Origin of the sequence: Candidatus Syntrophocurvum alkaliphilum (assembly GCF_009734445.1) — a bacterium.
Classification (GTDB): domain Bacteria; phylum Bacillota; class Syntrophomonadia; order Syntrophomonadales; family Syntrophomonadaceae; genus Syntrophocurvum; species Syntrophocurvum alkaliphilum.
This window is the reverse complement of sequence record NZ_CP046457.1, coordinates 882,081-905,429: the sequence shown is the minus strand read 5'-3', so window position 1 is coordinate 905,429 and position 23,349 is coordinate 882,081. Positions and strand designations below refer to the sequence as shown.

Below are 23,349 nucleotides of genomic sequence, written 5' to 3'. Positions count from 1 at the left end.
ATGGAGCTAGTAGGTATGCAAGAACTACTAGATGAAGTGCAAAAGTTAGGAGATAAAGCTAAGAGAATTGAAAATTCAGCCTTAAGAAAAGCTGGTAATGTTGTAGAAGAGGCGATAAAAAGTGAAGCACCCACTAGAACAGGAACACTTAAAAGAAGTATTTCTACCTCAGGTATTAGAACTAAAGATGGTGCAAAACATGTGTTAGTTGGGCCAGGCAATAAAGTATTTTATAGCAAATTCATAGAATATGGCACAGTAAAAATGAAAGCTAACCCCTTTATGGGTAGAGGTTATGAAAAATCCAAAAGAGATGCTGTTAACACAATAAAATATGAACTAAAAAGAGGCTTAGGGATATGAGTATTAATAAAACTATCCTAACAGCCCTTTCTAATTTAGAAGTACCAGTAACTTTCCAAACATACAAAGGAAAAGCTAATACCTATATCACATTTTTTACCTATCTAGATAAAGCAGAACAACATGCTGATGATGAAGAAAGAATTACCGGTCAGTATATCCAGTTAGATATCTGGTCTAATTCAGATTATACAGACCTAGTAGATAATGTTCATAACCTTATGCAACAAGCTGGATTTATTAAGATAAGTTTTAACGACCTATATGAAAACGACTTAAAAATCTATCACAAAGTGATGAGATATAGAATTGAAAAGGAGGAATAGTAATGGCTCAAGTTGGATTAAAAAATTTACATTATGCAATTTTAACTGAAGATAGTAAAGACTCACTTATATATGAAACACCAACACCGTTAATTGGAGCAATTAATGCTACTATAAGCCCCACAGTAAACACCCAAGAATTATATGCTGATGATCAACTTTGGGAGTCTGTTTCAGCTTTAGGAAAAATTGATGTAGAAATTGAAACTGCAGATTTACCATTAAACATTAGAGCCGAACTAGGTGGAAATACCATAGAAGAAGGAGTCTTGATTGAAAAATCTAGTGATGTAGCACCCCATATTGCCCTAGGTTTTAAAAGCCAAAAATCCAATGGTAAGTACAGATATATATGGCTTTTAAAAGGAATAGCTCAACCTATGGCCGAGGATTACTCTACCAAAAAAGATAATGTTGAACACAAAACCCCTCAACTTAAATTAACCTTTATGCCAAGAACTCATGATGGTGAGTGGAAACATACTGCTGATGAAGATAGTACTTCTTTTACCGGAGCTGATACTTGGTTTGATAAGGTTCCAGGAGATGATGAAGAAGAAGGCTTTGAAGATTAATGGAGGTGAAACATTTGCAAATAACTTTATTAATTGATGGGAAAGAAAAAACCTTTGTTTCAGACTTCATTAGTGCTCGTATGATGAGAAGAACTATAGAAATATCTCAGAGTATTAACTTTGAACAAATAAGTGTAGATGAGCTAGACCTAATGGTTGAATTTCTAGTACAGCTTTTTAATAAACAGTTTACTCTAGATGATGTATATGATGGACTTCCATCTAAAGAATTAGTACCAACATTAATAAGTTGTATTAATGAAGTAGTAGGAGAAATGGGTAGTGTGACTACAGGTGATGAAAAAAACGCCTAGAGGGGAACATAATGAGTCCCCAAGACTTTATTGATAAACTTTACCTTAACCTCTTAGAACAAGGATGGACCTTAAATGATATTGATACTATGGATATCATTTATTATCTAAAACTACTAAAAAAGAAACTGCAAACACACCAATCATATATAGATGAAATCTTGTAGCACCTATAGATAGGTGTTTTTTTATGCCCAAAAGGAGGTGAGGGATATGTCAGACATAGGGCAACTAAATGTTAAGGTTGGACTTGATAGTAGTGGCTTTCAAAATGGGATTAGTAAACTTAATCAAGAAATGCGAAAAGTTCAGTCTGAATTTAAACTAGCAAGTACTGAACTAGGAAAGCATGGTAGTGAACTAGATAAACTAAAAGTTAGATCAGATTCTTTAACCAAACAAAAAGAGATACAAAAACAAAGGGTAGAAGCATTAGAAAAAGCTCATAAAAATGCAGTAGAAACCAAAGGTAAAGATGCTAAAGCAACAGCAGATTTAGAAGTTAAACTTAATCAAGCAAGAACCCAGCTTGTTCAGATGGAGCAAGATTTAGTAAGTATAAATAGAGAGATTCAAGTTCAATCATCTGGTTGGTATCAGTTAGGTAAAAGCCTAGAACCAGTAGGAAAATCCATGCAGGATATCGGAATGAAGATGGAAAGTGTGGGTAAAGACCTTACTAAAAAAGTTACCTTACCACTAGTAGGGATAGGGGCTGCTGCAGTTAAAATTGGCTCAGACTTTCAAGCAGAAATGAGTAAAGTTCAAGCTATATCTGGAGCAACAGGTGATGAACTAGAAAAACTAGGTGAAAAAGCTAAAGAAATGGGTTCTTCTACTAAGTTTAGTGCAAGTCAATCAGCTCAAGCCTTAAACTACATGGCTATGGCTGGTTGGGATACAAACCAAATGCTAGATGGTTTAGATGGCGTAATGATGCTAGCTGCTGCTTCAGGTGAAAACTTAGCTACTGTATCTGACATAGTAACAGATGCCTTAACCGCCTTTGGGATGCAAGCTAGTGATGCGGGAGGTTTTGCTGACCTTTTAGCTAGTGCATCAAGTAATGCTAATACAAATATTGGGATGCTAGGGGAGTCCTTTAAATATGTAGCTCCTATATTTGGTTCAATGGGCTATAGTGCAGAAGATGCAGCCCTAGCTTTAGGTTTAATGGCTAATGCTGGAATAAAAGGGTCTCAAGCTGGAACAACATTAAGAGGATCTATAACAAGACTGGCCCAGCCTACATCACAAGCTGCAGATGTTATATCTCAGCTAGGTCTAAACATGACTGATGCTAGTGGTAATATGTTGCCTTTTAAAGATGTAATGGATCAGTTAAGAGTATCCTTTGCCAATCTAACTCAGGAGCAACAAGCCCAATATGCATCAACTTTATTTGGACAGCAAGCTATGAGTGGTATGTTAGCAATAATTAATGCATCAGAGGAGGATTATCAAAACTTAACTGCAGCTACTAGAGAATATAGTGGTGCAGCAGGTGAAATGGCAGATATAATGCAGGATAACCTTCAAGGTCAGCTAACTATTTTAAAATCACAACTCGAAGGTGTAGCAATAGAGATATTTGAAATTTTAGTACCACACTTAAAAACACTAGTTACGAACCTACAAAGAGCTGTAACTTGGTTTTCTAATCTAAACCCAGCTACTCAAGAAACTATTGTAAAAATAGCTGCTTTAGCTGCTGCATTAGGACCTGTATTAATAATAGGTGGAAAGATAGTAATAGGTGCTGGAACTGTAATTGGAGCATTATCTAAAATATCAATTGCTCTTGCAGGTAAAACAGCAGCAATAGGTACAGCAACAACTGCTGCAGGAGGACTAGTTGCTATAAAAGGGGTGTTAGCTGCTGCGTTTACAGCTTTAACTGGTCCGATAGGGTTAGCCGTTTTAGCTATAACAGCAATAACGGCAGTAGGGATTACCTTATGGAAAAATTGGGACACCATCAAGGAAAAAGCTGCAGAACTAGGAGAATCAATCAGTGAAAGATGGAACTCCATTAGAGAAAACACAACTGAAGCTTGGGAAAATGTTAAAACAGGAATTAGTGATAGATGGGAAAGTATAAAAGAAAATACTGCCGATACTTTAACTAATATAAATGAAAACATCACCACTGGATGGGAAAATATTAAAACCTCAACTAATGAACGATGGGAATTAATTCAGGCTGGAATAGTAGATAAGTGGGAAGGTATAAAGCTTAGTACATCTGAGTCATTAAGTAGTATTAGAGAAAATGTAAGTGTTAGCTGGGAAAAAGTAAGAGGAAGAACTAATGAAACATGGGAGTTTTTAAAAACCAATACATCTTCAGCATGGGCAAATATTAAAGGAACTATTGAAGAAAATGGTGGAGGCATTAGTGGAGTAATCACAACTTACACTGAAGGGTATAGATATGTTTGGAGTACAGCTCTATCCACCATGGATAGTGTAACTGGATCAAAGTTTAGTGCTATGTCCGATAAAGTTTCTAGAGCTTTTTCTAGGGTTAGAGAGTCCATTCAAAGTGGGATTAACAAGCTACTAGAATGGAATAGTCAAAGGGTAGAAAATAAAGAGGCTACCTTTACAAATAGAATTAGAAACATTACCGAAAACATTGTAAGTACGGTAACATCGCCTATAAAAAAGAATTTTTCAGGAACCTCATATTTCCAAGGAGGACTTACCATGGTAGGAGAACTTGGACCAGAACTTGTGGAATTGCCTAGAGCAAGTAAGATATATAATGACTATCAAACCAATCAAATTATAGGAGAAGGTTTTAAAAGAAAGGTTGAACACTCTGGAAGTATAACAGTAATTGGGGTTAATAATAAAAACGAACTTCAGGGAACAGTTGAAATTATCATGGATCGATTAAGGCAGGAGGCGAGGATGTAATGTTCAATAACATTAGAATTGAAAATATAAATCAAGAACGTCTAAGTGAAATTGTAAAGCATGTCTCGCCAATACAATATAAGAGTATAAAGATTAGGAATCAACTGTTAGACGGAAGTTATCATACACAAATAATAGGAGAACCTCTTAAAAGCATTAATTTCAAGGTTATTGCTAACCAAGATCAAGTGGAAAAAATTAATAGATTAGAAACGAATGGAGAAAATATAAAGCTTATTGAATATGATAGAACCTATATTGGAGAAATTGGAAACCCTATCTCCTGGGAACGATTGACTATCGGTTATAAAGAAAGAAATCGTAGGCTTTATGAGGGAGATTGCATTTTAAATATTGTTGAAGAAGGTGAGGTTTAATGAGGAGAATTCCACCCTCTTTAAAAGAAAAACTATCCAAACAAGAATATACAAAATATCAAAACAGTGAACCTCAAATTGAAGTAACTATTGCTAGAGCCAGATCTTCTATTCAAGATACCAATTATTTTAATATTGAAACCATAAGGGAAAAAGTAGGGATTTCAGAAGTGGCTGTAGCTATACAAAGACTTCTTCCTCATGGAAGTCCTACAGGAATTTATGACATCCATATAGATAATGGAATAGCAAAGACCTCCAAAAGAGAGTATCCCGATAAATATGCAGAGGGGTTTATTAATCAATTTGAAATAGGACCTGCAAAATCTGTTGCCATTGCCTTTGATGGGAGATGGGAGTTAAACCGAATTAATCAGTGGAGTATTAGAACATTTTTAAAACCGTACATATTTTGGGTTGAAGAAGATGGGAACTTATTTACACAGTTATGGGATGAAGAAGAAACAAGAAAAGAATTAGCAGTCAATGTGAGTAAAGTAAAGGCCATAAGGGGTTGGAAAAGTGTAGGGATACCAACACATGACCATGGAGTAATTGCAGCATACATTAAAGAGGATGGAAAAGTTTATTATAAAAATTATTCAGAACAAGAAGATGGAAATTATCGATGGGAAAATGAGCGTGTTGTAGAAGAGTTTACTGGCATAGCTCAAAATATTAACTTATTTATTACAAATGATTACCGAGTAGGCTTTATGATAGAAAATGTTTTGGGAATTACAAGCTGGGTAATAACATCTAGAAATTGGGCTGGTATGGCTATATCCCCTGAAAGAATATATGTAAGACAAGGAGCAAAGCTTGACTTTATAAACACAGTTAAACAAGATTTAATGTCAATTCATGGAAGCATAACTTTAAATATAAAGGAGCTAAATATAGCGTTTTTATACAGCAAAACAGACAATAAATTTACTTATATTGAAAATACACCTGATGAAGAAGGGGACTGGGGGAAAATTCTAATCTTAAGAACTCAAAATGAGTTATACAATTATTCAACAATAGACTTTGAAATTCAAGATAAATTTAGTCGTTTATATTATCCAGAAAGTATTGAAAGGTTAGGTTATAAAGAGTATAAGCTTACATTTGCAAATTTCAATGATGTAGATAAAGAGGGGACATTAAAGTTTCTAGGAATGGAAACTAAAAATGGAGTAGGGGAAGTATATACTCCTTTTGAACAAATATTTTATCCCCAAAACTTAGAACCAGTAGGATTACCGCTACCTGAAGTGGAGGCGATTTGGAATGAGTAAGGGGCAAGGTCAAAAGATAGGAATTAAATTTACACAATTATTAACAAATACAACAGATGATATAAATCAAAATAAACAAGCTTTTAATGTTGAAGGTGAAGAGTTTAAACATGTGAATGGTGAGGAGATAGAAAAGAAATATACAATTTCAGAAGTAAAATATAGACCTCCAGTTGCTAGTAGCGAAATAAAGTTTGAAGAAGGAGAAGTGATAGATCTTGAAATTATAGGTGACAGACTAATCTTAGAATTTGCTGAGGGTGATGGAGAATGATGGAGTTAGAAATAACAGGAAAAGAGGATCTATTAATAGCAAAGACTCAAGTTTTAGTAAAAAAAGATGAAACTAATTTAACAGCATTGGACATGTATGAAAATTATTGTGGTGAACTAGGAATTAATGAAAACATATCTAAAGGTAGTTTTAATGCTGACGATAGTAGTTGGTTTATTGAAACTTTATCATCAATCAAAGGAGAAATTGAATTTTCCACAGGGTTTAACTATTCATCTGAAGCAGGTTTAGGATTTTATAATACTACACCTTCTAATATATCAAGAAGGTCTATAGCAAGTTCTATTCCTAATGTAAGTAGAATGTACACAACTTTTAACTTACCACTAATATTTTTTACATTTAGACCGCCATCTCAAGATTTAAGAAGTGAAAACACAAAATGGAATGAGAATGAAAAAGGATTTTGTATTTATGCAGAGCACAGAAGATATAATAGCAGCACAGATAAATTTGCCCTGGCAATACAAGTTACAGAAAAGGAAGTTAAATTCTTTTTTCAAAAGATCAATGGAACAAGTCATCAATTATATCTTAATGTATTTGAAGGAAATGATTCTACTAATACAACACTATATAATCAATATCATTTAGCAAATTTATTTAGTGATAGTGAAAGAACAGAAGTAATTATAAATTTAGGGAAAGAGTACAAAACTTATGGAATGTTTACATATAACAAAGATGTATCAAATGTAGAGCAAGTATTAAGTAGTGAGATTTCTTGGATGCAAGAAACTCCTGAAGGAACACAAGTAATAGTATCAACTGCAGTTATTGATAAAGGAAACACTCCAGAAAGTGAAGATTGGATTTATCAACCTTTTGGAAGCACACAGATTTTATCAGTAGAAGAAGGAGCAAATCTATCAAATAAAAATCTATTTATCAAGGTAGAATTAGAGACATCCAACCCTAAAATATCACCATCTATAAATCAGATGGATTTTAAAATCATGACTTCTAATGATATGAAATATATGCAACTAATAACAGATTCATTAGAGAGATTTCATAATGTGGAAGGTGAGCTAGCGATAAAATACGATGCATCAAAGGGAAATCTAAGGGGGGCAGGAGGAAGTGTAGAAAGCTTTGAAGTTTCATTTACACCAGAAGATTTAAACCCAACCCCAAACCCTTATGTGTCCGAAAATCTGAAGATATTAGCAACAGTAAAAATACATTTTGCTAAAGTTAATTTACACTATCTAAGTCCTTTAGACCAAGGGATAATAACAGCAAGAGTATTAAATGTAAATTTAGATCTTATCCACGCCGATATAATTAATCCATAGAGGTGAATTAATATGAAGATTCAAACACGAACTAAAATACATAACCGATTTGATATTGAAGTTAGGGATGCAAAGTCAAATATGTTAAAAAACAAGGGACAAGCTGAGAATATTATTTTAGATAGAATGTATCAAAGACTTGTTAATTTTAATAATTATTTTAATAACATCGTCTTTGGACGCGGGACAGGTTCCCTTGACCCATCCAGAATAACATTATTTGATAGGATTGGAAACAAGAATGCTACAACAGAAGAAGTTATTAAAGAGTTTCCCATAAGCTCATGGACAAGGAAAATAAGGCTAGAACCTGATGAGTTTGTAGGAGAGGTAATTACTGAGGTTGGAATTAGTGATCATAGTACAAACATAAACACCCATGCCTTAATTCGCGATGCAGAGGGTAACCTTTTGAACATTACAAAAACAGACATTGATATTATCATTATATATGCAACAGTTTTTATAGAGTTAGATAATGAACATCCCGATGTGAAATTTTACGAAAATGCAATAGACAATCGGTTAATTTCATATTTAACTGGAAGTAGCTTTTCTAATCCAAATGTACTTACAGGAGATGTTGGTGAAGAAAATGCGGCTAAGGGTATTGGCAATTTAATATATTCTAAATCTATTAATAGAAGTGCAGACGTAGAAAATAGAAAGGTTACTTTTTCAACAAGATTAGGGACGGAAGAAGGAAATCACGATATTTATGAAGTTGCATTATCGGATATTTGCAGAGCAAATATAGTAAATTCTTTGATATGGAATCCCTATATGCTTGAGGACGTAGATATTGGAACAGGAGACGGAGAAACCACAGAATTTGATTTAAAGTGGTATGATGTTAACAATGTAAGTATAAAAATAAATGGACAGCTTACAAATGAATACACACTAAATAACATAGAAAAAGATCTTAATCGAGAGAAGTTTCCTTTTTGGAAGGCGGTGGACTTAACTTCTGAGATAAAAGATCTTAATATATTTTCTGGACCGTTTATTGGAATGTCAATATATGCTCAAAGTATGCCTTCAGTAATTACCAAAGTGGATCCTGCCTTTTTAGTAGGAAAAACCCTAGAGTTTGTATTAGAAGGGCAGTATTTTATGAGTCCGAGATCTGCTAGGGTCTATTTAGATGTTTCAAATGACGGGGAGGATTTTACTGAAATATATACAGATTGGAATAGTGGTAATGGTGCTGAATCGTACTTTTATACAATTGAAGAACCTTATGAATACTTAAGATTTAGATTTACTGGTTACGGTAATACAACAGGACGTATTCACTCTGTAAGCATATTAAATAATGTAAACAATAGACCGACAGTTACCTTTGATACGCCACCAGAAGAAGATGCTATTATTACAGCGGATTACAGTGTTCCGTTTATTCCTAAGACAGAGGATTACGTATTAGATGTTGATTTTGAGATTCAATTCGGAGAAAGATAGGCTAAGTGAAGAAGTTAAGCAGGTGTTTACATGAAATTAAACTTTATAGAAATACAAGAAATTGATCAGGGTGAGTATCCTGATCTTCTTCATTTTTTTAATAATGAAGCCCAAGTATTTTTTATTAAAGATGGGAGGTTATACGGAAAAATAACTGAAGTTCCTTATGGTGAATGGGATAATCGCAACTTTGAGGAAAAGAAAGATATATCTATAGATCAAAATATTAAGTATTTTGGGATAGAATCCATGAGTGGATTTGGAGCCATAGGTGCTTATAAAACTGGTAATATTCATAGACTTTTAATTTATGAATTACAGATAGATATTAGCCCCTATTTGGACAATGCAAGTATCCAATATGACATTAATAGTCCAGTATCTAATTTTGAGTTAACTATAGAAAATATTGAAAACCCAGACCCAGAAAAGAAAGGCAATATTGGAATATCTGAACATGAATCTTACCTTATTCCAGGAGCAAAAATAAACTTTAAATTAAGAATGGGAGACAGTGAAGATTATGATTTAGGTGGATTTTATATTGATCGTTCAAATTATAGAGTACTAAGTCATACTGCAAATTGCAGTGGTAGAAATTTAATAGGAAAAGCCTTAAAGGATCAATCCTTTGATGAAGGACATCTACTAAATTATAACAATATACATGAACATATTAGAGAAATTCTAATTAAAGCAGGAGTAAGTCCCTACAGTATTTCCATTCAAGCTTCAAGTGTTCAAGCAGGATATAAATTTAATCCTAGTATGGATTATCTTTGTGGAATAGAGGACATTTTGAAGAGTGAAAGCAATTGGAAAATTGAAGAGAAGGTAGATGGAACTATTATTGTGGGAAGTATTGACTATGGTGTTTTTGAGACGCGAGGTATATATCAATTTAGAAGAAATAAAGATATTTTCTCAAGAAATATAGTTAGAGACGATATGGAGTCATATCGAAGGGTTTGTGTTCATGATAGAGATTTCAAAGTCCATGTTTACAAAGAAGTCCAAACCTATCAAGGTTGGAACTTAAGAGGAAATAAAACTATATATATTCCTATCCCTGAAGGAACAAGTGAAAGTGATGCTAATACTTATGCTGAAAATATTGTAAAGCAGCTTGAATATGTTGGGAAAGTAGAAAGTTTTACAGGCCCATTTAGACCATATTTATTAGTTGGGGATGAAGCTGTTATTATCGATGATAGAGGAGGGAAAAACCTTGGATTAATTACTCAGATTAGACACAGATTTGGAAAGGGTGGCTTTTACACTGAATTTACAGTGGATAGTGGAGGAAGAATTGGCCAAGGAAGATTAACAGATTATATAGGGAAAATTACACAAGAAAAATCAAGTAATAGAATTTATGATGAAGAGTAAAAAAAATATAGCAATTACAAAGAGGTCGCCACTTAGGCGGCTTTTTTAAATGGGGGATAAATATGGAACTAAAAGAATTATGGACATATACACAAGTTATTTTTGCTGCCGTTGGGGGATGGTTGGGTTGGTTTCTTGGAGGTTATGATGGCTTTTTATATACACTTATAGTATTTGTGATTGTTGACTACATTACCGGTGTAATGTTAGCCATAATTAATAAAGAATTATCTAGTGATATAGGAGCAAGAGGTATATTAAAAAAGATACTTATATTTATTTTAGTAGGTTTAGCCCATATAATAGATACTTATATAATTGGTGACGGAAGTGCAATTCGCACAGCAGTCATCTTTTTTTATATTTCAAATGAAGGTATAAGTATTATTGAAAATACATCAAATATTGGTTTACCAATTCCACAAAAACTAAAAGATGTTCTAGCACAACTAAATAACAAGGGGGGTAAGTAAAAATGTATAAAGTCTGTTTAGATTATGGTCATGGTGGAAATGATCCCGGTGCTAAATATAAAGGAAGAAAAGAATCAGATGACAACTTATATATAGGAAGAGAAATAGCAAAAGAGTTAAGACGTCATGGTATTAAAGTAGGTGAAACTAGAACATCAGATACTACAGTTTCTTTAAATAAAAGAAGTAGTTTTTCCAATAAGGGTAATTATGACTACTTTATATCAATACATAGAAATGCCTTTAAACCTGAAGTAGCTTCAGGAGTTGAGACTTATATATTTAATAGAGCTAGTAAAGAGTCAAAAGAACTAGCAGCTAAAATTCAAAATGCATTAACAGATATAGGTTTTATAAATCGCGGAGTTAATACAGCAAACTTTCATGTATTAAGAGAAACAAAAGCACCTGCAGTTTTAATAGAAATAGGTTTTCTTGATAATAAAAATGATAATTACCTTTTTGACAGTAGGAGAGAAGAAATAACAACAGGTATTACTAAAGCTATATTAGATCAACTAGGAATAACATATGTAGAGGAAGATAAAGAATTAATAGATGCTGTAAATATATTAGTTGATAAAAATATTATTAACTCCCCTCAATATTGGATTGATAATGCAAGAAAAGATAAAACAGTCAAAGGAGAATATGCTGCAATTCTTATAAAAAGGATAGCTTTATTAAGCAATACATAGCTTGACTTCTATTAAATCCAGAGTGATATATGTTACTACCAATATAATAGAAGGTGGTGGTTTCTTGAGGGTTAGAGTAATTGAGCCTAAAGAGAAAACTTTAAAAAAAAGAAAAACATGTGCTTATGCTAGGGTATCTACTGATAGCGAAAAACAAGGTGAATCCCTAGAAAATCAAGTAAGTTATTATGAAAACCTAATTACAAGTAATCCCAAATATGAGTTTATTGGAGTATTTGCTGATCAAGGAATAACAGGTACAACTGAAAACAGACCAGAGTTTCAAAAAATGCTTGAGTTTTGTAGGCAAGGTAAAATCGATTTAATTATAACTAAATCAATATCAAGGTTTGCTAGAAATACAACGGTAATGCTTCAAACAGTAAGAGAACTAAAAGAAATCGGGGTTGAAGTAAGGTTTGAAAAAGAAAATATAAATACATTATCAGGGGACGGTGAGTTGATGCTTACCGTCCTTTCTTCATTTGCAGAAGAAGAAAGCCGGAGTGTAAGTGAAAATATAAAATGGCGCTATCATAAAAAGTTTAAAAATGGTGAATTAGTTATTAATACAAATCGCTTTCTTGGTTATGACAAAGATGAAAATGGAGATTTAATTATAAATGAAAAAGAAGCTTCTATAGTAAGACGTATATTTCAAGAATATTTATCAGGAAAAGGAACATTTAAAATAGCAAAACTATTTAATCAAGAGGGGATACCTACAGTTACAGGCTCAAAGTGGAATGAGACAACTATTCTTGCAGTTTTAAAAAACGAAAAGTATAAAGGTGATGCTATTTTACAAAAAACCTTTATTATGAACCACTTAAATAAACTTAAAAAGAAAAACATTGGTCAACTAGATAGTTATTATATAGAAGAAAACCATCCAGTTATTATTCCAAAAGAAATGTGGGATAAAGTTCAGAATGAGATTAAAAATAGAGCTGAAGCTAAAGGTATTTATGCAGGTACAAACAAGTATCAAAACAGGTATCAATTAACTGGATTGCTTTATTGTAATAAATGTAAAGCTACATTAAGACGTAGAACCTGGAATAGCAAACATGCATGTAGAAAAATCGTATGGCAATGCAGCAATTATATAAAGAATGGCAAAGATGCTTGTACTGGTATCAGTATTGATGATGAAACAATCTCTAAAGTTAATATACAAGAACCTACTTTTGTTGAGGAGGTAATCAAGAATGGCAAAAAACATTACAGTTATACCCGCAAAGGCGAACAGGACAAATCTAGCTCAGGAATTAACAACACAGAAAAAGAAAATGGCAGCTTACTGCAGGGTATCAACCGACCAATTAGAACAGTTATCAAGCTATGAAGCTCAGGTTAATTACTATACCACATACATAGATGGCCACCCAGATTATGAACTAGCAAGTATATATGCTGATGAAGGTATTTCAGCAACTAACACTAAAAAGCGAGAACAGTTTAATAAAATGATTGAGGATTGTAAGCAAGGAAAAATAGATATGATAATAACCAAATCTATATCTAGGTTTGCAAGAAATACATTAGATTGTCTTAACTATGTAAGGTTACTTAAGGATTTAGGTGTTGGAGTTATATTTGAAAAAGAGAATATAAATACATTAGATAGCAAGGGTGAGGTGCTTTTAAGCATTTTAAGTTCACTTGCTCAAGATGAAAGCAGATCTATATCAGAAAATTCAACTTGGGGAATTCGCAGACGATTTGAGCAAGGAAGAGTAACTGTTAATCACAACAAGTTTCTAGGTTACGATAAAGATGAAAATGGTGATCTTATTATTAATGCAGAACAAGCTAAAATAGTTAGGCGGATTTATACTGAGTTTCTAGAGGGAAAAGGTGCTAACCGTATAGCTAAGGATCTTGAAACTGATGGAGTTTTAAATTGGAATGGTTCGACTAAGTGGTATGAAAGTAGTATCAGAAAAATGCTTAGTAATGAGAAATATAAAGGTGATGCTCTGCTTCAAAAGACCTATACAGTAGATTTTTTAAGTAAGAAGCGAATGAATAACAATGGTCAAGTTCCACAGTATTATGTTGAGGATAGCCACCCAGTAATTATTGATAAGGATACTTGGGAAGCAGTACAGCTTGAAATGGATAGGAGAAAGGCATTTGCAGCTTTGCATGGAATACAAAAAGTTGATTATGCAACCATAGATAATCCATTTGCAGGCAGGGTTATATGTGGTAATTGTGGCAAGACATATGGCAGGAAAGTATGGAACTCTACTAACCAGCAATTGCGTAGGTTTATATGGCGTTGTAATGTTAGGTATTTAGCAAAAGGCCAAAAGGGCTGCGTGAGCAAGCATATAGATGATAAAGTTTTATATGAAGCTTTTGTAAGTGTTTTTAATGTGATAGTTGAAAATAAGGATGAATTTATTGAAAAGTGGGAGGAGTTACTTAATTGTGATGATGTTTTAAAGGTTATTGTAGCTAAAAGATTTATTAAGACTTTTTCTAAGGCAGAAATAATTAAGCAGTTTGATATTGATTTGTACTTTAAACTGGTTGAAAAGATAACAGTTTATGATGGGGGTGTTATTTAGCACATTAAACTATACAAAACCCCTTACTTTATTTGCAAATTACAACTAATAAAAGTGATGTTAAAGCCATAATAATTTGCTAAACTTTTTGCAGATTATTATGGAGGTAATAATATTGCAAATTATATGGACAAAGGCAAATAAAATTTCAAAGTATATAAAAACTACAGTAAATAATACTTTTCCTCATATTTTAGAATGTCCTTGCTGTAAAGCTAGGATTAAGTTATATAGGCATGGGTATTACTATAGAAATGTCATTTATTATAAGAAGGAATACCAGATAAAAATCTGTAGGTACTATTGTCGCTCTTGCAAGAAAACCACTTCTTTAATCCCAAGTTTCCTACTACCATATTTTCAGCATTCTCGCCCACTTATATTAAAAGAACTTAATAAAATTTTTAGTAAACTTCCCACAAGATTATCAAGGCAACAAGCAGCCTTTTATAAAGCTAGATTTTTAAGGAATATGAATGCTTTAATAGTTGCATTAAGAGAGAAGCAGCAATTGTATGGCATTTCTAGAGATGAAAATAAAAAAGCCATTCAGTTATTAAAATATTTAACCCCTCCGCCAAGAGAAACAACCTTAAAAGGTCATTATGATCAAATAATTAATAACTTTATGGCACTTTCATTTTAACATTTTTAAGAAGTTTTTAAACAATTTTTTTATTCCACAAACCTTTTGCCTAGCTTTATATAGGTATTTACTAATAAAATATATTTAATTAGGTTAACCGGTTAACCTCCAATAATAACTGGAGGTGTTTAAATGGCTATTACAGAAGAACAAAAACTACAAATAGCTCTATTTCGCTTTTCTCTTGTTGCTCCAATTCTTAATAATCAAATTGAAGATATTAGTGAGTATTTAGAGACATTAGCATCACAAGTCCATGATGTCCCTTATTACGGTAAAAGAGAGTATAATGCTAAAACAATTCGGATCTGGTTTTATGATTACAAAAAAGGCGGCTTAGATGCACTGAAACCTAAAGGCAGAAAAGACAAGGGCTCTTCTAGAGTTATTTCTTCATCTTTAGGTGAAAAGATAATATCCTATAGACAAGAAAACCCTAGTATTAGTGTAATGCTACTTTATGAACAGATGGTTAAAGATGGCTTGTTTTTACGTTCACAGATATCTTATCATTCAGTTTACCGTTTTCTTGCTAAAAGAAATTTAGCTAAACCTTTAGTAGAACAATCATCTTCTAAGGTTAGAAAAAAATTTGCTTATGATGAAGTTAATCACCTATGGCAAGGCGATATGATGGTTGGACCTTATCTTTATGTTAATGGAAAAAGAAAACCTACTTATCTTTTTGCATTTATTGATGATTGTTCAAGACTTGTTACTTTTGCTAGATTTGATGTAGAGCAAAATTTTGAGAGTATGAAGAGTATATATGTTGAGGCTTTACTTAGAAGGGGTATTCCTCAAGTAGTTTATCTTGATAATGCTAAGGTTTATCGCTCTACTCTATTTCATGAAGCATGCGCTAGAATGGGAACTGCTATTTCACATACCGAGCCGTATGATGCTGCTAGTAAAGGGAAAATAGAAAGATTTTTTCGCACTGTAAGAGATAGGTTTTTACCGTTAATCCCTAAAAAGCCGTCTTCTTTAGAAGAACTTAATAACGCTTTTTTAAGATGGTTAGAAGAGGATTATCACAGGCGCATACATTCTGCTTTGAAAATTTCACCTCTTGATAAGTATATGTCCCAGGCAAGCAAAATCAAGGTGGTTGATGACCCTTTATGGGTTAATAATCTATTTTTAAAAAGAGAGAAACGCAAGGTGAATAATGATTCTACTATTTCTCTTTACAATCAGTTTTATGAGGTCTCTTCTATTTTTATAGGTAAACGTGTTGAAGTAAGATTTGATCCTAAAAATATGGATAAGGTAATGGTATATGAAAATGATGAGTTTTTAGAATATGGTAAGTTAGTATCTTTAGCTGATAATGCTATTATTAAACGTGACTATTCTCTAGATAACCCAGAACAGAAGCTTTCTTTTCATCAGGCTTCAACGCAAAAGGGGGATAGTTAATTATGTTTAAAAGTTTTTATTCTTTATCTTCTAAACCTTTTAGTAAAGAAATTAATTCTAAGAATATGTTTACTTCTAATTCTTACAATGAATTAACTGCTAGACTTAATTATTTAAAAGATAATCGTGGAATTGGCATGATAGTAGGTGAAGCAGGTTCAGGGAAAACATCAGGATTAAGATCTTTTACCACTTCTCTTAATCCTGCTTTATACAAGACTGTATATTTCCCTTTATCTACTGTTACTGTTAATGATTTTTATAGAGGCTTAGCTTATAGTCTTGATTTAGAACCTGCTTCTAGAAAAATTGATCTTTTTAAACAAATTCAAGAGGCTATTTTAAGCTTTTACCATAATAAAAAGATTACACCTTTTATTGTTTTAGATGAATTACAATTTGCAACTTCAAGCTTTTTAAGTGATTTACATATGCTATTTAATTTCTCTATGGATGCAGAAAATCCTTTTATTCTTATACTGTGTGGTATGCCATCTTTAAGTATGAAGTTATCACTAGGACATCATCAACCATTAAACCAAAGGCTTATTATGCGATACAAAATGCAAGCTTTGTCTAGAGAAGAAATTAAAGCTTATATTGAACACCAAATGACTTTAGCTGGATCTAGTTATCCTATATTTTCAGATGCAGCAATTGAAGCAATTACTTCTGTAAGTCGTGGATGGCCACGTTTGATTAATAGCCTAGCGACTAATAGTCTAGTTTTTGGTTGTCAAAAGGGACTAAAGTATATTGATGACGAGGCAGTTCGATTAGCTGCAATAGATTTAGGTATGTAATATATTTTTTTGCCGGTCTTTGTACCGGCTTTTTTAATTGTTTTAATTTGCAAAACTTTGGTTTTTAAAGAATTTTAATCTGCTAATTTTGCAGATTAAAACGGATTTTATTTATTTTTAATGTGCTAAAGTGTGGTTAGTTTATTGTGCAAAACAACAGGGGGAATAGTTGTTTTTAGTTTGCTTGATGGAAGTGAAGTTGAGTGCGAGGTTGAATAATATAGAAATCAGTTGAATGATTAATTATGTCTTAAAGCTATTAGTGAAATTATAATAATGGAAAAGAAGGGATTTTTTAGTTTTTGAAGAAAAAAAATAATTAACTACCTAATAGTGTAAAATTAATAGTTTGCTAATTTGAATGGAATATAAACTGTTCACGAGATGAGGATGATTAGTGTGAATATATTTGAGAATCTACAACCAAAGAATCTTATAAATTCCATACCGTGTTTTAAATCCCAATACCCTGATTTGCTTAATCTAGATAATGAATATTTAAAAAATCAATTACTAATATCTGAAGATAATAATAATATTATAAAATTAGCTCGCGGCGAGGGTAGAAGATTAATTCTCAAATCAATAATTAATTCTCCTGAAATAATTTTTGATTGGGGACAAAAATCCATGCACGCTTTTTTTGAAAGCTCTGAAGTTAGAGAATTTTTGGAACCGGACGTAGTAAATAAAGAAATGCTATTTAGACTGCTTAATTTGTATGAAGAAGAAATTTCATATCATTGCAGAAAATATTTAAAAAATAATAAGGCAGAATCACAAGAAGTTATAGATAAAATTAGAGAAAAAATTATAGATACTGATTTGTATGATGATTTACTTCTTATTAAAGAGTGGTTAGGTTTTGCTTTACATACAGGTGGTAATAAGAAGTTTAGTGCAATAAGTCCATGGGTTTCAACATCTATGGGGAATAACAGATATAAGAATGCATATCTTTATGGCGTTGGGAACCTAAGATTTCCAGAGTCTATAAATAAAATACAGAATAAAGCATTTGTTATTTTAGATTATTGGGAGCTTGTTTCTGAAGAAAACCATACTTATAGAAATGCAGATTATGTAAGAAACGAACTAAAAAGGATGGGAGTAAATTGGTACCGAAATATTCATAATGAAGTTATGGTTAAATATGCACTTTTCCCTCATCAAATTATAGGATATTATTATTTTGAAAATGATGAATTACAATACTATTTTATTAACCATCATTATTTAAGAGAATGGAAAAATAATGAAAACTTTAAGATTGGTGATTTTGTATATATTAATCAAGCAAATGTTGATTTCCCAAGTAGTAATCCATATAGAATGATATATTTAAAACAAGGTAGTCATTTTTCTATATTTAATAGAAGGTAGTGGGAGGGTATCAAGACACGTTTTGACAAATAATGGTTTGGCCATGTACGTATAGCGATTTGATAAACCAAATATAGTATAGTAATAAAGTAAACATAATAAAAAGTTAATTATTAGTAAAACAAACTGATTGAGTTGTAAAGTATAGCTCAATCAGTTTGTTTGTTGTTATTGTAGGAAATAAACGTATATTAGTTTGGTTAAAAGCAAATAAATGTATATAAAACACCTAGGAGAGATGCTGATATGAAATATACATTAAACACTGATATATTTGATAAAAATTTAAGTCAAGAATTAAACAATGTGATAGAAACACGTAAAGATAGTTTTGTTAATGGAATGGTATATAAGTTGACAGTGAGCTTTCATGTAGATTTGTTGCACGATCAAAGGTTTGAGGACTTTGTTGTGCCTATTAAGAGTAATACTAATAAAAACAAGAAAAAAGATATAATTAATGAATTATTAAGTTTTCAGTTAAAAGAATTAGAGCAGGTTCTTAATAATAATGGTATTGAAATTTATAATGCAACAATTCAAGGAAATTATTTAGAAGCAATTAATATTATAAAAATTCAAATATCTGAGGATACATCTGAACCTACTTTTACGGGTAGAGGTAAAAATAAAAGAAGAATGAAATGTTTTTCAATAATACCTAGCATTCCATATATACAAGATAAAAGTTCAAATATACTCTCTGAGATATATGCAAAGAGAATTTATGATGAAATATTAGATAAACAGAACAAGGTAATTGATTGAGCATTACAAGACATACAAAAATAATAAGTAGTCGACAATTATATACTTAACTCAAAGCCACAATTGTTTAATGCAATAGTGGTTTATTTTTATACATAGACACTATATGTCTAAGAGTATTAGGTATTATTGTATTAACAACATTAGGAAGTGATACAATGTTTGATTTTTTACTTTTAGATAGAACTATATTTGTTTTCACAAGAACTGCTATTATATTAGGCCTTATAAGTATCTTAATAACTTTTATGAAGATAGAGTTAATAAACTGGGATAAACAATTAATGATGTTATTTATTGTTGGGTTTTTATTAATTACTATTTCTATATTATCTAGTCAGGTTATGGAGGGAGTAAGTTATAAAAATGTATTAGAATTTCTTCTAGCTAGTGGTATTATTCTTTTAGCTATTTCAGTTAACAAAGCATTAAAAAAACTAGCTTATATTGCAACCTATGATTCATTAACTGGTATTTACAACAAAAACAACTTGAAAAGAATCTTAAAGAAATGTGTTAAAAAAGCCAAAAAAGATAATTCATCTTTATCAGTGATTTTCATGGATATTAATAACTTTAAAAATGTTAACGATAACCTTGGTCATGAGATAGGGGATAAGTTTTTACAAAAGTTAGTTAAAACAATTAAAAGTAATATAAGAAAAAGAGATTTATTTATTAGATATGGAGGAGATGAATTTATACTAATCTTACCTGATACAAATATCATAGACGCTAAAGAAATTGAAGAAAGAATAGTTACTGCTCTAAATAACTCTGAATTATCTGTATATGGTGTTAGTTTAGGTATTGGAATAGCCAACTATCCAGAAGATACTTATGATATTGAAGAATTAATTAGTTTTGCAGATAGAAGGATGTATCAGAACAAACAACAAATAAAAAATTAGGAAATATTCACTTACAATAAACAGGAAAATAAAACCTTTACATCAAATATTAGAGAATAATACATATTATGACATGAGGTATAAAATATGCGAGATTTTAAAGAAAGCTCAGCTAATAAGTCTTTTAGAATCATATCTTTGTTTGAAAAGCTATGTCAGGGAGAAGTAATTAATAAAAAGGAAACAGCTATTAAGTATCAAGTAAACGAGAGAACTATTCAAAGAGATTTAGAAGAATTAAGGGCTTATTTTAGTGAGAACTATATTAGCGATAAACCAGTTGAACTTATATATAGCAATAGTAAGAAAGGTTATATTTTAGATAAGCATGACAACTACTGGCTATTACCAGATGAGATTTTAGCTATGAGCAGGATTTTACTTGAAAGTAGAGCTTTCCCCAAACAAGATTTAGAAGATATAGTGAACAAAATAATTATTCAATGTGAACCTACCAAAAGAAAACAAATCACAGAAATTATATCAAATGAATTATTTCACTACATACCAGTTAAACACGGCAAATCTATTTTTAATATTCTATGGGATATAAGTATTGCTATAAAAAAACAAAAAGCTATTAGTATAGAATATTCAAGTTTAGCAAGTACAACCGCAGCTAAACGCAATTTGCAACCAGTAGGGATAGTATTTTCAGAATATTACTTTTATCTAATAGCATATTTTGATGAACATATATACGAATTTCCAACAATTTATAGGATAGACAGGATTAAAGATTATACGATAAAGGATGAACATTTTCATATACCATATTGTGATCGCTTTGAAGAAGGTGAATTTAGAAAAAGAGTTCAGTTTATGCAGACCGGTAAACTTCTTAAAATTAAATTTAAGTACTGGGGAAAATCAATAGAAGCTATTTTAGACCGGCTTCCTACGGCTAAAGTAATTGAACAGTATGAAGAAGGTAAATACATTTTGGAAGCAGAGGTTTTTGGGCAGGGAATTAAGATGTGGTTTTTAAGCCAGGGTGACTGTTTAGAGGTATTAGAACCAAAGGAGTTTAGGGAGGAAATGAAGGAGACAACTTTCAAGATGAAACAACTTTATAAATAGTTTAGAAAAAACTATAGATAATATACAACATGGACATGTATTGTCTATGTTGCAATACTAAAATAAAGACAAACATTTATTTATTAAATAAAGGAAGTTAATTTAAACAAGAAATTTTACACTTTACTCTTTGTAATAATTAGTAATAGTAAAGTTAATGTTGAGCCATACACATAAGCAAGCTTATTAAACTAGATGCTGCGGGGTGAATTATATTGTTTATAGTCCAAGATAAATATGGAACCAGAATATCAGCTTTGGACGATAATGTTAGTAAGCTTAAGACTATGTCTAAGAATGGAGAACTTTTTTGTCCTGAATGTAATAGCAGTATGATTTTTCGAGCTGGGGAAAAAAAGATTAAACACTTTGCGCATAAATCCGAATGTAGTTACCTATATCATGAGCCAGAAACACTAGAACATCAAAAAGGGAAGTTGTTGATCAAGCAACACTTTGAAAAACTATATCCTGAAGCACAAGTTGAATTAGAATATAGTATAAAGCAAACAAACCAGCGTTCAGATATTGCTATTATTCATTCAAATGGAGAAATTTGGGCAGTTGAAATTCAATGTTCTAAGATTTCTAATCAAGTATGGTTGGATAGACATTTGTTATATGAAAAAGCGGGAGTTAAGGACATATGGATTTTTGGCGGTTCTATGCACTCCTATGGTAGAACAGAAAATCAAAATGATTACGAAAAACATAAATTATGCTCTTTTGAAAAGGAAGTTTATTCTGCATATGAAGGTATTTATTACCTCAACCCTGATACTGAAATAATAAGGATTTTATATAAAAAAGAATCTTATTACCACTCTGATACTGTTATTATCTGTGATGAAATTATCTGTGAATTTAAAGATGTATACATTTTTAAAGATATGCTAATAACCAAAGAGAAACATACAAAGTTAATTGAGTTAGAAAAAGAAAAGGCTAAAGCAAAAGAAGAACAACTTCGTTATGAACAAGAGCAGAAACGCAAACAAATGGAAAAAGAGAAAAAAGCAAAAACTTACATTCATGATATTAAGGAGGAACGGTTACAAGCTACAAAATTAATGACTGAAAAGGAAAAAAAACAATTTAAAGTTATCTGCAATAAACTGAGGTTTAATGAAAATAACTTTCCACCGATTTTACACATTGATACTGAATGTTCAGATTTAATTGCTACACCGCCTTATTTATGGCAACTCTGGATTTATGATAATTTTATATATAAAAAAATATCCAAGCAAGAAAAAGTTTGGGTACCTAAAGTTTATGAAGAATTTAAATCTATGGTTAATAAGGGCATATTCAGAGTTAAGTATGTATCTAGAAATGAGAATAGGCATTACTCATTTGCAATTTATAATTTTTTTGAACATCTTTCCGAAATTGGAGTAACACAGCAAATTAGTTTTTATGATAGTAAGTACCACAGAATAATTTGTGATGAGCTGCCTATTTACAATGATTTGGAGGACAATGCGATACTTAGTAAAGCATTATCAGAGTATGCTGATGATGAATCCTATAATTCATTGGAGAACTTTAATGAACTTTTAAGACAAAAATCTCTAAAATCTACAAAAATAATAGAAGAGACTAAAAATAACATTAAGTTTTTGCCCTATTTGGTTTATTTAATAGAACAAAAACAAGAGTTAGTTAATGAATGGGAATTAAATTTTCTTAGAAATCAGTTAAAACTTTTTCAAAAAGGTAAGATGCTTACAGATAAACAGATTAGTATAGTTATTAAGATAAAATTGAGAATTGAAAAACAATTAAATATTTCTTTGGATTTAGCAAATTACGAGAACATGCACTCTACCTCCCAGACACTAGACAGATTCAGGTTATACTAATAGAAAATTATTTATGCTTACCATTGCACTAGCTATTTTTTTAGTAAATGGTGAAATGATTGATCAGGGTAGTAGCTGTATCTCTATTCTTTGTTAGTTAGAATTAGCAGTACCA

The 23,349-nt window shown here is 31.5% G+C and carries 24 protein-coding genes; all 24 read left to right on the top strand.

What is annotated here, in order from left to right:
* On the top strand, positions 1-363 hold the full coding sequence (locus tag SYNTR_RS04440; RefSeq protein WP_243140261.1) for an HK97-gp10 family putative phage morphogenesis protein: 363 nt from the start codon (positions 1-3) through the stop codon (positions 361-363).
* A complete protein-coding gene (locus tag SYNTR_RS04435) occupies positions 360-689 on the top strand; it encodes a hypothetical protein (RefSeq protein WP_156203391.1) in 330 nt (109 codons plus the stop codon). The genes SYNTR_RS04440 and SYNTR_RS04435 overlap by 4 nt, the downstream gene beginning before the upstream one ends.
* Positions 690-691: 2 nt before the next feature.
* The gene (locus SYNTR_RS04430; RefSeq protein ID WP_156203390.1) at positions 692-1,264 is read left to right on the top strand and encodes a major tail protein; all 573 of its coding nucleotides are present in this window, start codon (positions 692-694) and stop codon (positions 1,262-1,264) included.
* A gap of 14 nt (positions 1,265-1,278) precedes the next feature.
* Positions 1,279-1,578, top strand: a complete 300-nt coding sequence (gene gpG / locus SYNTR_RS04425) for a phage tail assembly chaperone G (RefSeq protein ID WP_156203389.1) — start codon at positions 1,279-1,281, stop codon at positions 1,576-1,578.
* 11 nt (positions 1,579-1,589) lie between these two features.
* A complete protein-coding gene (locus SYNTR_RS11525) occupies positions 1,590-1,745 on the top strand; it encodes a hypothetical protein (RefSeq protein ID WP_197079199.1) in 156 nt (51 codons plus the stop codon).
* A gap of 46 nt (positions 1,746-1,791) precedes the next feature.
* Positions 1,792-4,500, top strand: a complete 2,709-nt coding sequence (locus tag SYNTR_RS04420) for a phage tail tape measure protein (protein ID WP_156203388.1) — start codon at positions 1,792-1,794, stop codon at positions 4,498-4,500.
* Positions 4,500-4,877 carry a hypothetical protein gene (locus SYNTR_RS04415; protein ID WP_156203387.1) on the top strand — a complete coding sequence of 126 codons (378 nt, stop codon included), beginning with the start codon at positions 4,500-4,502 and terminating at the stop codon, positions 4,875-4,877. Before SYNTR_RS04420 ends, SYNTR_RS04415 begins: the two co-directional genes overlap by 1 nt.
* Positions 4,877-6,160 (top strand): hypothetical protein, encoded by a 1,284-nt coding sequence (locus SYNTR_RS04410; protein ID WP_156203386.1) that lies wholly within the window; start codon positions 4,877-4,879, stop codon positions 6,158-6,160. Before SYNTR_RS04415 ends, SYNTR_RS04410 begins: the two co-directional genes overlap by 1 nt.
* Positions 6,153-6,434 (top strand): hypothetical protein, encoded by a 282-nt coding sequence (locus SYNTR_RS04405; protein WP_156203385.1) that lies wholly within the window; start codon positions 6,153-6,155, stop codon positions 6,432-6,434. Before SYNTR_RS04410 ends, SYNTR_RS04405 begins: the two co-directional genes overlap by 8 nt.
* On the top strand, positions 6,431-7,753 hold the full coding sequence (locus tag SYNTR_RS04400; RefSeq protein WP_156203384.1) for a hypothetical protein: 1,323 nt from the start codon (positions 6,431-6,433) through the stop codon (positions 7,751-7,753). The genes SYNTR_RS04405 and SYNTR_RS04400 overlap by 4 nt, the downstream gene beginning before the upstream one ends.
* A 12-nt stretch (positions 7,754-7,765) precedes the next feature.
* Positions 7,766-9,217, top strand: coding sequence for a hypothetical protein (locus SYNTR_RS04395; protein ID WP_156203383.1), 1,452 nt, complete (start codon positions 7,766-7,768; stop codon positions 9,215-9,217).
* 30 nt (positions 9,218-9,247) lie between these two features.
* The gene (locus SYNTR_RS04390; RefSeq protein WP_156203382.1) at positions 9,248-10,606 is read left to right on the top strand and encodes a hypothetical protein; all 1,359 of its coding nucleotides are present in this window, start codon (positions 9,248-9,250) and stop codon (positions 10,604-10,606) included.
* Positions 10,607-10,668: 62 nt separating this feature from the next.
* Positions 10,669-11,079: a phage holin family protein gene (locus tag SYNTR_RS04385; RefSeq protein ID WP_156203381.1), complete on the top strand. Its 411-nt coding sequence runs from the start codon at positions 10,669-10,671 to the stop codon at positions 11,077-11,079.
* Positions 11,080-11,081: 2 nt separating this feature from the next.
* A complete protein-coding gene (locus tag SYNTR_RS04380) occupies positions 11,082-11,777 on the top strand; it encodes an N-acetylmuramoyl-L-alanine amidase family protein (RefSeq protein WP_156203380.1) in 696 nt (231 codons plus the stop codon).
* A gap of 64 nt (positions 11,778-11,841) precedes the next feature.
* Positions 11,842-13,125: a recombinase family protein gene (locus SYNTR_RS04375; RefSeq protein WP_197079198.1), complete on the top strand. Its 1,284-nt coding sequence runs from the start codon at positions 11,842-11,844 to the stop codon at positions 13,123-13,125.
* The gene (locus SYNTR_RS04370) at positions 13,070-14,356 is read left to right on the top strand and encodes a recombinase family protein (protein ID WP_197079230.1); all 1,287 of its coding nucleotides are present in this window, start codon (positions 13,070-13,072) and stop codon (positions 14,354-14,356) included. Before SYNTR_RS04375 ends, SYNTR_RS04370 begins: the two co-directional genes overlap by 56 nt.
* 115 nt (positions 14,357-14,471) lie before the next feature.
* The gene (locus tag SYNTR_RS04365) at positions 14,472-15,002 is read left to right on the top strand and encodes a DUF6431 domain-containing protein (protein WP_156203378.1); all 531 of its coding nucleotides are present in this window, start codon (positions 14,472-14,474) and stop codon (positions 15,000-15,002) included.
* A gap of 138 nt (positions 15,003-15,140) precedes the next feature.
* Positions 15,141-16,424, top strand: a complete 1,284-nt coding sequence (locus tag SYNTR_RS04360) for a DDE-type integrase/transposase/recombinase (RefSeq protein WP_243140260.1) — start codon at positions 15,141-15,143, stop codon at positions 16,422-16,424.
* Between the two features lie 2 nt (positions 16,425-16,426).
* Positions 16,427-17,227, top strand: coding sequence for an ExeA family protein (locus SYNTR_RS04355; protein WP_156203377.1), 801 nt, complete (start codon positions 16,427-16,429; stop codon positions 17,225-17,227).
* A gap of 399 nt (positions 17,228-17,626) precedes the next feature.
* Positions 17,627-18,610 (top strand): hypothetical protein, encoded by a 984-nt coding sequence (locus SYNTR_RS04350; protein ID WP_156203376.1) that lies wholly within the window; start codon positions 17,627-17,629, stop codon positions 18,608-18,610.
* A 246-nt stretch (positions 18,611-18,856) separates the two neighbouring features.
* Positions 18,857-19,378 (top strand): hypothetical protein, encoded by a 522-nt coding sequence (locus tag SYNTR_RS04345; protein WP_156203375.1) that lies wholly within the window; start codon positions 18,857-18,859, stop codon positions 19,376-19,378.
* A 158-nt stretch (positions 19,379-19,536) separates the two neighbouring features.
* The gene (locus tag SYNTR_RS04340) at positions 19,537-20,289 is read left to right on the top strand and encodes a diguanylate cyclase (protein WP_156203374.1); all 753 of its coding nucleotides are present in this window, start codon (positions 19,537-19,539) and stop codon (positions 20,287-20,289) included.
* A gap of 87 nt (positions 20,290-20,376) precedes the next feature.
* Positions 20,377-21,369 carry a helix-turn-helix transcriptional regulator gene (locus SYNTR_RS04335; RefSeq protein WP_156203373.1) on the top strand — a complete coding sequence of 331 codons (993 nt, stop codon included), beginning with the start codon at positions 20,377-20,379 and terminating at the stop codon, positions 21,367-21,369.
* A 215-nt stretch (positions 21,370-21,584) separates the two neighbouring features.
* The gene (locus tag SYNTR_RS04330; RefSeq protein ID WP_197079197.1) at positions 21,585-23,234 is read left to right on the top strand and encodes a competence protein CoiA; all 1,650 of its coding nucleotides are present in this window, start codon (positions 21,585-21,587) and stop codon (positions 23,232-23,234) included.
* The last annotated feature ends 115 nt before the right edge of the window (positions 23,235-23,349 follow it).